This is a genomic window from Streptomyces sp. NPDC090108, from assembly GCF_044747185.1.
Taxonomy (GTDB): Bacteria; Actinomycetota; Actinomycetes; order Streptomycetales; family Streptomycetaceae; genus Streptomyces.
In genome coordinates this window covers 230,566-242,694 of the sequence record NZ_JBIVDQ010000009.1, presented here as the reverse complement: position 1 = coordinate 242,694, position 12,129 = coordinate 230,566, and the positions used below count along the sequence as shown (strand labels likewise).

The 12,129-nt window shown below is 69.0% G+C and carries 11 protein-coding genes; 8 read left to right on the top strand and 3 right to left on the bottom strand.

The window, feature by feature from the left end; translation table 11 throughout:
- Window positions 1-50 precede the first annotated feature (50 nt).
- The 3 genes from gnd to dnaA form a co-directional block, all read right to left on the bottom strand.
- A complete protein-coding gene (gnd, locus tag ACIPRD_RS29265) occupies window positions 51-926 on the bottom strand; it encodes a phosphogluconate dehydrogenase (NAD(+)-dependent, decarboxylating) (RefSeq protein WP_356402068.1) in 876 nt (291 codons plus the stop codon).
- A 241-nt stretch (window positions 927-1,167) separates the two neighbouring features.
- On the bottom strand, window positions 1,168-2,298 hold the full coding sequence (dnaN, locus tag ACIPRD_RS29260; RefSeq protein ID WP_356402070.1) for a DNA polymerase III subunit beta: 1,131 nt from the start codon (window positions 2,296-2,298) through the stop codon (window positions 1,168-1,170).
- Window positions 2,299-3,503: 1,205 nt separating this feature from the next.
- Window positions 3,504-5,501 (bottom strand): chromosomal replication initiator protein DnaA, encoded by a 1,998-nt coding sequence (dnaA, locus tag ACIPRD_RS29255; RefSeq protein ID WP_401567357.1) that lies wholly within the window; start codon window positions 5,499-5,501, stop codon window positions 3,504-3,506.
- A 394-nt stretch (window positions 5,502-5,895) separates the two neighbouring features.
- On the opposite strand from dnaA, the gene rpmH reads away from it, so the two are divergent.
- The 8 genes from rpmH to ACIPRD_RS29215 all read left to right on the top strand — a co-directional run bounded on the left by rpmH (window position 5,896) and on the right by ACIPRD_RS29215 (window position 11,922).
- Entirely contained in the window at window positions 5,896-6,033 is a 138-nt protein-coding gene (gene rpmH / locus ACIPRD_RS29250) for a 50S ribosomal protein L34 (RefSeq protein ID WP_018547628.1), read from the top strand.
- Window positions 6,034-6,053: 20 nt separating this feature from the next.
- A complete protein-coding gene (gene rnpA, locus ACIPRD_RS29245) occupies window positions 6,054-6,425 on the top strand; it encodes a ribonuclease P protein component (RefSeq protein ID WP_356402075.1) in 372 nt (123 codons plus the stop codon).
- Window positions 6,422-6,787, top strand: a complete 366-nt coding sequence (gene yidD, locus ACIPRD_RS29240; RefSeq protein ID WP_356402076.1) for a membrane protein insertion efficiency factor YidD — start codon at window positions 6,422-6,424, stop codon at window positions 6,785-6,787. Before rnpA ends, yidD begins: the two co-directional genes overlap by 4 nt.
- A gap of 3 nt (window positions 6,788-6,790) precedes the next feature.
- A complete protein-coding gene (gene yidC, locus ACIPRD_RS29235; RefSeq protein WP_356402078.1) occupies window positions 6,791-8,119 on the top strand; it encodes a membrane protein insertase YidC in 1,329 nt (442 codons plus the stop codon).
- A gap of 15 nt (window positions 8,120-8,134) precedes the next feature.
- Window positions 8,135-8,647, top strand: a complete 513-nt coding sequence (locus ACIPRD_RS29230) for a R3H domain-containing nucleic acid-binding protein (protein ID WP_356402080.1) — start codon at window positions 8,135-8,137, stop codon at window positions 8,645-8,647.
- Between the two features lie 116 nt (window positions 8,648-8,763).
- Window positions 8,764-9,480, top strand: coding sequence for a 16S rRNA (guanine(527)-N(7))-methyltransferase RsmG (rsmG, locus tag ACIPRD_RS29225; protein WP_356402082.1), 717 nt, complete (start codon window positions 8,764-8,766; stop codon window positions 9,478-9,480).
- Between the two features lie 265 nt (window positions 9,481-9,745).
- Complete coding sequence (locus ACIPRD_RS29220) at window positions 9,746-10,819, top strand: ParA family protein (protein ID WP_401567516.1); 1,074 nt, start codon at window positions 9,746-9,748, stop codon at window positions 10,817-10,819.
- Window positions 10,816-11,922: a ParB/RepB/Spo0J family partition protein gene (locus ACIPRD_RS29215; RefSeq protein ID WP_356402084.1), complete on the top strand. Its 1,107-nt coding sequence runs from the start codon at window positions 10,816-10,818 to the stop codon at window positions 11,920-11,922. Before ACIPRD_RS29220 ends, ACIPRD_RS29215 begins: the two co-directional genes overlap by 4 nt.
- The last annotated feature ends 207 nt before the right edge of the window (window positions 11,923-12,129 follow it).

Here is a 12,129-nt window from a genome sequence, read left to right as displayed (position 1 = left end):
CGTTCGCCGACCTCCCCCAGGGTTGTGGATCGCGGGGGCGATCCTGTGGACTACTTCTTCTCTACGGCGTGGCCGCCGAACTGGTTGCGCAGCGCGGCGATCATCTTCATCTGCGGCGAGTCGTCCTGCCGGGAGGCGAACCGCGCGAACAGCGACGCGGTGATCGCGGGCAGCGGCACCGCGTTGTCGATCGCGGCCTCCACCGTCCAGCGTCCCTCACCGGAGTCCTGTGCGAAACCGCGCAGGCCCGCCAGGTGCTCGTCGTCGTCGAGGGCGTTGACCGCCAGGTCCAGCAGCCAGGAACGGATGACCGTGCCCTCCTGCCAGGACCGGAAGACCTCGCGGACGTTCTCCACGGAGTCGACCTTCTCGAGCAGCTCCCAGCCCTCGGCGTAGGCCTGCATCATCGCGTACTCGATGCCGTTGTGGACCATCTTCGCGAAGTGACCGGCGCCGACCTTGCCGGCGTGCACCGAGCCGAAGTCGCCCTCGGGCTTCAGCGCGTCGAAGACCGGCTGGACCTTGGCGACGTTCTCGGCGTCGCCGCCGTACATCAGCGCGTAGCCGTTCTCCAGGCCCCAGACACCGCCCGAGACGCCGCAGTCGACGAAACCTATGCCCTTGGCCGCCAGCTCCTCGGCGTGCTTCTCGTCGTCCGTCCAGCGCGAGTTGCCGCCGTCCACGACCACGTCACCGGGCTCCAGCAGCTCGGCGAGCTGGTCGACCGTGGACTGGGTGGCCTCGCCGGCCGGGACCATGACCCAGACGACACGCGGAGCGCTGAGCTTGCCCACAAGCTCTTCCAGGCTGTGGACATCCGCGACGTCGGGGTTGCGGTCGTATCCGATGACGGTGTGGCCGGCGCGGCGGATCCGCTCGCGCATGTTGCCGCCCATCTTGCCGAGGCCGACGAGACCGAGCTCCATCAGTTGTGTTCCTTAGGTCGCTGTGTGGCGTGAGGACACCTTCGTGTCCGTGCCGAGCCTAAACCCGGACGGTCACGCACAGCTGTGGGCATACGCGCTCAAACGTGACGCCTCTGACCTGCGGCTTTCGGGCCGTTCCGCGGGTGTGTCCGGTCCGTTCCCGACGGACCGGACACCGGGGATGCGCCCGGCGCCGGGTACCCACAGGGGCGCCCGGCGCTGTGCACGACTGTGGACGGACTCAGCCGCTCAGGCGCACCGGCATGATCAGGTACTTGTACGCGTCGTCCGCCTCGGCGTCCAGGGCCGGCTTGCCGCTGAGCAGCGCGGGCTTCGTGGACGTGGTGAACGACAGCTGGGCCACCGGGGAGTCGATGGCGCTCAGACCGTCCAGCAGGAAGGTCGGGTTGAAGGCGATCGAGATGTCGTCGCCGTCCAGCTGCGCCTCCACCCGCTCCACAGCCTGTGCGTCGTCGCTGGAACCGGCCTCCAGGATCAGCACGCCCTGCTCGAAGCTCAGCCGCACCGGGGTGTTGCGCTCGGCGACCAGGGCCACACGCTTGACGGCCTCCACGAAGGGGGCGGTCTCGATCACGGCGACGGAGTTGAACTCGGTCGGGAACAGCGTGCGGTACTTCGGCAGGTCGCCTTCGAGCAGACGCGTGGTCGTACGGCGTCCCGCGCCCTCGAAGCCGATCAGGCCCTCGCCCGCGCCCGAGCCGGAGAGCGCCAGCGTGACGCTGTCGCCCGCGCCCAGCGCCTTGGCGGTGTCCAGGAGCGTCTTGGCGGGCACCAGGGCGACCGCGGAGGCGTCCGGGTTCTCCGGCTTCCACAGGAACTCGCGGACCGCGAAGCGGTAGCGGTCGGTGGAGGCCAGGGTGACCGTGTCGCCCTCGATCTCGATGCGCACACCGGTGAGGACGGGCAGCGTGTCGTCACGGCCGGCGGCGATGGCCACCTGGGAGACGGCGGCCGCGAAGACCTCGCCGGGGACGGTGCCCGTGGCGCTCGGCATCTGCGGCAGCGACGGGTACTCCTCCACAGGCAGTGTGTGCAGGGTGAACCGCGAGGAGCCGCAGACCACGGTCGCCCGTACACCGTCTGTGGAAATCTCCACCGGACGGTTGGGCAGCGCGCGGCAGATGTCGGCGAGCAGCCGGCCCGAGACCAGGACGGTGCCCTCCTCGTCGACCTCGGCCTCGACGCCGACCCTGGCGGAGACCTCGTAGTCGAAGCTCGACAGGCTCAGCTGGCCGTCCTCCGCCTTCAGCAGCAGGCCGGCGAGGACAGGCGCCGGCGGACGGGCCGGGAGGCTGCGTGCTGCCCACGCCACTGCCTCCGCGAGTACGTCGCGTTCCACCCGGATCTTCACCGTAAGCCGCCTCCTGCTGTTGCTACTGAGTCCTCCGACTCGGTGTCACGGCTCACTGAGGAGCGCGGGACACCGGGGACCAGTCTGACGCACGGCACTGACAGTAGGTGCCTGTCGGGGTCAAGTCCGTCCGAGGGGCAGCGGGACGCGAGAGGGCGAGTTGTGCACAGCCCCCTCTTCGAAACGGATTCCGAGCTCTCTCTAGTTGGCAGTAGTAGTAGGGCCTGTGGAAACGGTGGATAACCGCGTTTGCCCAGCTCAGAGCACGAATTTTGTCCACTGACCCTGTGGGTGGAGGCGGTGGACAACTCGGGGTTTCTGTGGAGAACAGAAAGTTCTGCACACACCGCCCACAGGGCGAGGGCAGTTCTCCCCAGCTGCGTCCCCAGGTTTACCCACGTTTCCCACAGCCCAATCCGGCACCTTCGTGTGACGCCTTTCACTCGACGCGGTGAGCGAGGCCGCCGGGTTGCCGAACAGTGGACAGCGGTGTGGAGAAGGTGGAAGTTGCTGGGGACAACGGCCCCCAGCCTGTGGGCCGCCGGTGGAAAACTTCGCGGCCGCCCTGTGGACGATCTCGTTTTCCACAGCCTGTGGAGATCCTTCGTCCACGATTCCACAGCCCTCTGAGCTGCGAGGACGCTGACTCCCCAGGTTCCCTGTGGATGCAGCTCGGGACAACTTCGCAGTCCCCAGCGTGTGGACGGAAGAAAGTTGCCAAATCTGTGGAGGGAGGCCGTAACCAGGCGATTAATCGAACACCGGGTGGCCGGAGCGGGGCGGCACGGACGCCGGGTCGGGCGTCCCGAGGGGGCGTCGGGGCGGGTTGCTGGGGCCTCCGAGGGGGATTCCGGCCGCCTCGGAGGCCCCCGGAGGGGGCGGCTCCAGGGGGCGGAGAGAAGCGCGGAGGTGGTGTTCGAACGCCGAGGCGCGTATCCGGGCGCACTGACGGGAGAACGGCGCCTGGCGGCCTCTCCGCGCCTGGGGAGGCGTACGCGAGCGGTGCGGGGGCCAGGGAGGCGTTAGGTGAGGCCGTGCGCGGCGGTGCGCGGCGGAGAGTGGGGCCGGCCGGCCGGGCAGGGCCCTCGTGGGGCTCGTGGGCGCTCGTTGGGGCACGGGCGGGCGCCGGTGTGGGTGCGGGGACGCGAAAGGCGCCCCGGGTCGTTCCGGGGCGCCCTCGGCGTCGGTGTGCGTGTGCGGAGCTGTCAGCCGTTCTTGATGCGGTTCGTCAGCTCGGTCACCTGGTTGTAGATCGAGCGCCGCTCGGCCATCAGCGCGCGGATCTTGCGGTCGGCGTGCATGACGGTGGTGTGGTCGCGGCCGCCGAACTGCGCGCCGATCTTCGGCAGTGACAGGTCGGTCAGCTCGCGGCACAGGTACATGGCGATCTGGCGGGCCGTCACCAGGGCGCGGCCGCGCGAGGTACCGCACAGGTCCTCGACCGTGAGCCCGAAGTAGTCGGCGGTGGCGCCCATGATGGCCGTCGCCGTGATCTCGGGTGCGGAGTCCTCGCCGCCGGGGATCAGGTCCTTCAGGACGATCTCGGTCAGGCCCAGGTCCACCGGCTGCCGGTTGAGCGACGCGAACGCCGTCACCCGGATCAGCGCGCCCTCCAGCTCACGGATGTTCCGTGAGATCCGGGAGGCGATGAACTCCAGGACCTCCGGCGGGGCGTTGAGCTGCTCCTGGACGGCCTTCTTGCGCAGGATCGCGATCCGCGTCTCCAGCTCGGGCGGCTGGACATCGGTGATCAGGCCCCACTCGAAGCGGTTGCGCAGCCGGTCCTCCAGGGTGACCAGCTGCTTGGGCGGCCGGTCGGAGGACAGCACGATCTGCTTGTTGGCGTTGTGCAGCGTGTTGAAGGTGTGGAAGAACTCCTCCTGCGTCGACTCCTTGTCCGCGAGGAACTGGATGTCGTCGACGAGCAGGATGTCCATCTCGCGGTAGCGCTTGCGGAAGCTGTCGCCCTTGCCGTCGCGGATCGAGTTGATGAACTCGTTGGTGAACTCCTCCGAGCTGACGTAGCGCACGCGCGTGCCCGGGTAGAGGCTGCGCGCGTAGTGCCCGATGGCGTGCAGCAGGTGGGTCTTGCCGAGTCCCGACTCCCCGTAGATGAAGAGGGGGTTGTACGCCTTGGCCGGCGCCTCGGCGACGGCCACCGCGGCGGCGTGCGCGAACCGGTTGGACGCGCCGATGACGAACGTGTCGAACAGGTACTTCGGGTTCAGCCGGGCGGTCGGCTCACCGGCACCGCCCGCCGCGGACGAGGAGAGCCCGCCGCTCCCGGACGACGGCAGGTCCGGCCGGCCCGTGCCCCCGCCGCGGCGGGCGGGTCCGGCGGGCGGCTCGGGCAGTTCCCGGCGGACGGGGTCGCGCTGGTCGTACTCGGAGCGCGGCTCGTAGCCCTCGTAGTCGGGGCGGCCGGACTCGTACTCGCGGCGCGGGCTGTCGTAGTCGCCGCGCTGCTGCTCGTACGGGCGCTCCCGGCCCGGCTGCCGGTAGTCCGGGGCCGACGGGCCGTAGCCGTCCTGGGACGGCGAGGCGTAGGGGTCGCGTTCGGGGAAGCCGAGGCGCGGCTGCTGCCAGCCGTACTCGTCCTGCGCCGGGCGCGGCCAGGCGCCGGGCTCGGGCCGCTGGTACTCGGCGGGGTACGCGGGCCGGGCCGTGGGCAGCTGGTCGCCGCGGCCGGCGGACGGCTGGTCGGTGCGGGCGGGCGGTTCGCCGCCGGGGTGCTGGTCCCCGCCGCGGTGGTCGCCACCACGATGGTCCCCGCCGCGGTGCTGGTCGCCACCGCGGTGCTGGTCGGCGCGCTCGCCGCCGCGGTGGCGGCCGTAGCCCTCGTAAGGACCGGAGGGCAGCTCAGGCTCGTCGTAGCGGGACTGCTGCTGGGGCTGGCCGGCCGGTGCCTGGGGGGCCGGCGGTTCACCGGCGGTCTCGTCCACGGTGATCGCGATGCGGATGGGCCGGCCGCACTCGCGGCTCAGCGTCTCGCTGACGATCGGGGCCAGGCGGCCCTCCAGTACGCCCTTGGCGAATTCGTTCGGCACGGCGAGCAGGGCGGTGTCCGCGACCAGCGCGAGGGGCTGGCAGCGCCGGATCCAGCGCTCGTCCTTCGACTCGACACCTTGCCCGCGGCCTTCGCCGAGAAGCTGTTCCAGTACGCGTGGCCACACTGCGGCAAGATCGGCAGGTACGTCAGCCACAGGGCACGCTCTCTCGCAGGTCCCACGAACGTGTGGTTGTGGGAAGGGTGGGGTTGAAACTCGGTGAGGTCGGGGGCAATCCCGCTCGGGCGGGGATATGCGAACGAATGGGAGTTCAGCCAAGGTAGTCAGCGCGACCGGTAGGGTTCAAGTTGTTGTCCCCAGCCTGTGGACAGTGTCTCTCGGCTAGCGCCGGTTTGACCGGATGGCGTAGCCCCGCGTACCGTAACCAGGTCGAGTTGTCGATGGCTGCTGCCGCCTGCCTCCGAAGGGCACAGATCGCTAAAGGTGATCGGGAAGCGGTGCACTCGGGCGTGACGCGAGCTACTCGTGGGCGCACGGTGACAGCCAGGACGGCACCACGCCAACCATCGATTTTTTCTGGAGCCCCCGAGTGAGCAAGCGCACCTTCCAGCCGAACAACCGTCGTCGCGCCAAGACCCACGGCTTCCGCCTGCGGATGCGCACCCGTGCCGGTCGCGCGATTCTCGCGAACCGCCGCAGCAAGGGTCGCGCCGCCCTGTCCGCCTGATTCAGTCAGGTCGTGACGTCGTGCTGCCCTCCGACAACCGGCTGAGGCGGCGCGAGGACTTCGCGGCCGCGGTACGACGAGGTCGCCGGGCCGGTCGCCCGACACTCGTCGTCCACTTTCGTAGCGGTGCCACGGACCCGCACGCGCCTGGGGAGAGCGCTCCCCCGACGCGTGCGGGTTTCGTCGTCAGCAAGGCCGTGGGTGGAGCGGTCGTGCGCAACGAAGTGAAGCGCCGACTGCGTCATCTGATGCGTGACCGAGTTGTCCTGTTTCCCCCCGGTAGCCTGGTAGTCGTACGAGCGCTGCCCGGATCGGGTGACGCGACCCACGCACAGCTGGCCCAAGACCTGGACGCCGCTCTTCAGCGGCTGCTGGGAGGGGGCGCGCGATGAAGTACCCGCTGCTGGTCCTGATCAAGCTGTACCAGTGGACGATCAGTCCGCTGCTCGGACCGGTGTGCAAGTACTACCCGTCGTGCTCCCACTACGGCTATACGGCCATCGACCGGCACGGTGCGATCAAGGGAACGGCTCTGACCGCCTGGCGCATCCTCCGGTGCAATCCGTGGTCGCTCGGCGGTGTGGACCATGTCCCCCCGCGCAAGCGTCCGCGATGGCACGAACTGCTGCGCGACGCCTGGCGCGCACGCAAGGGCGGGTCCTCCGCCGCCGAACCGGCCACCGAACCGAAGTCTCCCACCGAGGCTTCCTCGGGCCCGGCCGCAGAGACCTCGTCCCATGCCCAAGGAGCATGATTAGTGGACACGATTGCCAGCCTCTTCAGCTTCATCACGACACCCGTTTCGTGGGTCATTGTCCAGTTCCACATGGTCTACGGGTCGCTCTTCGGCCCTGACACCGGGTGGGCCTGGGGTCTGTCCATCGTGTCTCTGGTGGTCCTGATCCGTATCTGCCTGATCCCGCTCTTCGTGAAGCAGATCAAGGCGACCCGGGCGATGCAGACGCTGCAGCCCGAGATGAAGAAGATCCAGGAGCGCTACAAGAACGACAAGCAGCGCCAGTCCGAAGAGATGATGAAGCTGTACAAGGACTCGGGTACCAACCCGCTGTCCTCGTGCCTTCCCATCCTGGCGCAGTCTCCTGTCTTCTTCGCCCTGTACCACGTGCTCAACGGCATCGCGTCGGGCAAGACCATCGGTGTCATCAACGACAGCCTCCTGCAGAGCGCGCAGAAGGCCCACATCTTCGGCGCCCCGCTGGCCGCGAAGTTCCTGGACAGCGCCGATCAGGCGAACGCGCTGGGTGCCTCGCTGGTCAACGTGCGCGTGGTCACGGCGATCATGATCGTCCTGATGTCGCTGTCGCAGTTCTACACGCAGCGCCAGCTGATGACGAAGAACGTCGACACCACGGTGAAAACGCCGTTCATGCAGCAGCAGAAGATGCTGATGTACGTCTTCCCGATCATGTTCGCCTTCTTCGGCATCCGGTTCCCGGTCGGTGTCCTCGTCTACTGGCTGACCACCAACGTGTGGACCATGGGCCAGCAGATGTTCGTCATCCGCAACAACCCGACCCCCGGTTCCAAGGCCCAGGGCGCCTACCTGGAGCGTCTGACCAAGCACGTCACGCACCACGGCAAGGCCCGTCGCCGCAGCGAGAAGAACATCATCAAGGCGATCGTCGCCAAGGGCCGCGACCGCAACGAGGCCGAGCGCAAGTTCATCAACGCCCTGAGCAAGGCCGGCCTCTCCGCCCAGGCCGACGGCTCCGTGGCGAAGAGCGAGAGCCAGAGCGTGGTCCAGGCCGAGGACGGTACGACCATCACGGCCGGTGCCCCGCGACGCCAGCAGCCCAAGCGGCAGAGCAAGGCCCAGCGCCAGTCCGGGGCCAAGCAGGCGGGCGAGGACGCGTCGTCCACCGAGCCGGAGGAGTCGTCCACCACGCCGGTCGACGAGCCCTCCTTGTCGCTGGAGAAGGCCGACGAGTCGCAGGACGCCCAGGCCGTCGCCGGCAAGTCCGCTGCCAAGCAGCCCCAGAAGCCCGGGTCCGGTACCCGCAGCAAGGCCCAGTCCGGCCAGCGCAAGGGTGGCTCGCAGCGGCCCAAGTCCCCGTCCAAGAAGTAAGAAGGAGCCCATCCCGTGACGGAAGGCACCACCTCTGCCGCTGCCGAGGGCGCAGACAACCTCTCCCGCCTGGAGCAGGAGGGTGAGATCGCCGCGGACTACCTGGAGGGTCTGCTCGACATCGCCGACCTCGACGGCGACATCGACATGGACGTCGAGGCCGATCGCGCCTCCGTGTCGATCATCAGCGACGCCGGCGGCCGTGACCTGAACAAGCTGGTCGGCCGGGACGGCGAGGTGCTGGAGGCGCTTCAGGAGCTGACGCGGCTGGCCGTGCACCGGGAGACCGGTGACCGCAGCCGCCTCATGCTGGACATCGCCGGCTACCGCGCCCAGAAGCGTTCCGAGCTGTCCGAGCAGGGCGCCAAGGCGGCGGCCGAGGCCAAGGACTCGGGTGAGCCTGTGAAGCTCAAGCCGATGACCCCCTTCGAGCGCAAGGTCGTGCACGACGCGGTCAAGGCCGCCGGACTGCGCAGTGAGTCCGAGGGCGAGGAGCCGCAGCGGTTCGTCGTCGTGCTGCCTGCCTGATCGGCACCCTGGTTCCACCGGCCCCGTCTGTTGAGCAGACGGGGCCGAACTTTGTCAGCCTGTAGTTCTGGTGGCCGGTGCACGATGCGCCGGCGCTGTACGGAAGGACGGTCCCCGTGACGGAGGCAGCGGAGCTTCCCCCCGCGCCCGAGCAGGCGCGGGAAGTTTTTGGCGATCGCTTCGACGACGCCGTGCGCTATGCGGAGCTGCTCGCCGAGGCCGGTGTTCAGCGAGGTCTGATCGGTCCCCGCGAGGTTCCCCGCCTGTGGGAGCGGCACCTGCTGAACTGTGCGGTGCTCTCCGAGGCCGTCCCCGAGGGCGTGACGGTGTGCGACGTCGGCTCCGGTGCCGGTCTGCCGGGCATCCCTCTCGCCCTGGTGCGGGAGGACCTCAACATCACCCTCCTGGAGCCGCTGCTGCGGCGCACCACCTTCCTCACCGAGGTCGTGGAGCTGCTGGGCCTCGACCACGTCACGGTCGTCCGAGGGCGGGCCGAGGAGATGCTGGGCAAGGTGCCCCCGGTTCACGTGGTGACGGCTCGCGCCGTGGCTCCGCTGGACCGTCTGGCCGCCTGGGGCATCCCGCTGCTGCGTCCTTACGGCGAGATGCTGGCGCTCAAGGGAGACACCGCGGAGGAGGAGCTGAAGGCGGCCGGTACCGCGCTCAGCAAGCTCGGCGCCGTGTCGACGTCGGTCCTTCAGGTCGGCGAGGGAGTGGTCGATCCACTGTCCACCGTCGTCCGGGTGGAGGTCGGTGAGAGCCCGGGCGGTGTGCGGTTCGCGGCCAAGCGCGCCAAGGCGGCACGGACGAGCCGGACACGCCGGCGCCGCTGATCCGTCCTGACGACGCGGCGTACTCCACACAAGCTGCCGAAGCCGTGCGGGACGGAGTGTCGCCGGGGTCCGGTCGCCGTCGCTGTGCATCGTGTTTCACGTGAAACGTCGCTCACTGCTGCACGGCATCATCAGTCGGGGCCGCGCTGCGGCCGAACCGCGCGACCGGAAGCCTCTCGGTTCACTCGGAGAGGTACCGGAGTTGTCCACAGAGGTGGATTTCTCCACAGAACGCCAGGGCTCACTGGTTCACCACCCCGAAGGCATGGGAGGCTCTGTTCATTGCGAGTCTGAAGTCGAGGAGAGTGAATCCGTGCGGTCCGACGCCAACATCGCGGGACCGATGACCGATCCGGTCCCCGGTCCCCGCACCGAGTCGATGGGGGCGGATGTTTCACGTGAAACGCCGCCCCCGATGGACGACACTCCCATCGGCCGTGCCGCCCAGCTAGCGGTGGAAGCGCTCGGCCGTGCCGGCGAAGGCCTGCCCCGACCGGAGCAGACCCGGATCATGGTGGTCGCCAACCAGAAGGGTGGCGTGGGCAAGACGACGACGACCGTCAACCTTGCCGCGTCCCTGGCGCTGCACGGCAACCGGGTCCTCGTCATCGACCTCGACCCGCAGGGCAACGCCTCCACGGCGCTGGGAATCGACCACCACGCCGATGTCCCCTCCGTCTATGACGTGTTGGTGGACAGCCGGCCGCTCTCCGAGGTCGTCCAGCCCGTCCCGGACGTCGAGGGCCTCTTCTGCGCACCGGCCACGATCGATCTCGCCGGAGCGGAGATCGAGCTGGTGTCCCTGGTGGCTCGCGAGAGCCGGCTTCTGCGCGCGATCCAGGCGTACGAGCAGCCGTTGGACTACGTCCTCATCGACTGCCCGCCCTCGCTCGGCCTGTTGACGGTCAACGCGCTCGTCGCGGGCCAAGAGGTCCTCATCCCCATTCAGTGTGAGTACTACGCGCTGGAGGGGCTGGGCCAGCTCCTGCGCAACGTCGATCTGGTGCGCGGGCATCTCAACCCCGCCCTGCACGTGTCGACCATCCTGCTCACCATGTACGACGGCCGGACGCGCCTCGCCTCCCAGGTCGCCGAAGAGGTGCGCAGCCACTTCGGCCACGAGGTGCTGCGGACCAGCATTCCGCGGTCGGTCCGTATCTCCGAGGCGCCGAGCTACGGGCAGACGGTGCTGACTTACGATCCAGGATCGAGTGGCGCGCTCTCGTATCTCGAGGCGGCCCGAGAAATCGCGCTGAGGGGTGTGGGGGTCAACTACGACCCGACGCACGCTCACATCGGCGCCCAGAGCGACCGGAACACGGTGGAGGGGATCCAGTGAACGAACGACGGAGGGGGCTGGGCAGAGGCCTGGCCGCGCTGATCCCCGCTGCCCCGACCGAGAAGAACCCGGCCTCGGGTGCGCTGGGGAGCGGAGGGTCCGCGGCTCCCGCCGCGAGCCCTGTGCTGACGACCGACCGAGGGATCGCCGCGACGAGGGTGGCCACGCTGCCCCCCGTCACGGAGGAGGCCGAAGAGCTTCCGGCGAGCCCGGCCGCAGAGACGCCCGCTCCGCCGGTGGGCGCGTTCTTCGCCGAGCTCTCCCTCGACTCGATCACGCCGAACCCGCGCCAGCCGCGTGAGGTCTTCGACGAGGACGCGCTCCAGGAGCTGGTCACCTCCATCAAGGAGGTCGGACTCCTCCAGCCCGTCGTCGTGCGGCAGCTGGGCTCCGGGCGCTACGAGCTCATCATGGGTGAGCGTCGCTGGCGCGCGTGCCGTGAGGCGGGCCTCGAAGCCATTCCGGCGATCGTCAGGGACACGGAGGACGAGAAGCTCCTCCTGGACGCCCTGCTGGAGAACCTGCACCGCGCGCAGCTGAACCCGCTGGAGGAGGCGGCCGCCTACGACCAGCTGCTCAAGGACTTCAACTGCACGCACGACCAGCTGGCCGACCGGATCGGGCGCTCACGTCCGCAGGTGTCCAACACCCTGCGTCTGCTGAAGCTCTCGCCGGCGGTCCAGCGCCGGGTCGCGGCGGGTGTGCTCTCCGCCGGGCACGCCCGGACACTGCTCTCCGTCGAAGACTCGGAGGAGCAGGACCGCCTGGCCCACCGGATCGTGGCCGAGGGGCTGTCTGTGCGGGCCGTCGAGGAGATCGTGACGCTGATGGGCTCGCGTCCTCAGGCGCCTCAGCGCCCCAAGAGCCCGCGGGCCGGTGCGCTGGTCTCCCCGGCGCTGAGCGACCTGGCGACGCGTCTGTCGGACCGCTTCGAGACCCGGGTGAAGGTCGACCTGGGTCAGAAGAAGGGCAAGATCACGGTCGAGTTCGCCTCCGTGGAGGACCTTGAGCGGATCCTCGGCACTCTCGCCCCGGGTGAGGGTCCGATCCTGCCCAAGGGTTTCCAGGACACCGAGTCCGAGGAACAGCAGAACGAGGACTGACTCCCAGGCGGGACGGCCTGAGAGGGAGAGAGCGGATCGTGTCCGGTGTGTACCGGAACACGGTCCGCTCTTTGCTTTGAGTCGGTATCGAGGGGTTCGCATCGTGGATACGATGCGAGCGGGTATGGCGCATCCACCCGGCAGGCATCTCTGAGTGGGGAGACGGAGGCCATGCGAACGATGAGCCGCACCGGACTGGTGAGCGCG

What these genes read in the sequence shown, in the direction of transcription:
- gnd (WP_356402068.1), bottom strand. Translation starts at nt 926, where the DNA reads ATGGAGCTCGGTCTCGTCGGCCTCGGCAAGATGGGCGGCAACATGCGC.
- yidD (WP_356402076.1), top strand. Translation starts at nt 6,422, where the DNA reads ATGAAGTACCCGCTGCTGGTCCTGATCAAGCTGTACCAGTGGACGATC.
- ACIPRD_RS29220 (WP_401567516.1), top strand. Translation starts at nt 9,746, where the DNA reads ATGGGAGGCTCTGTTCATTGCGAGTCTGAAGTCGAGGAGAGTGAATCC.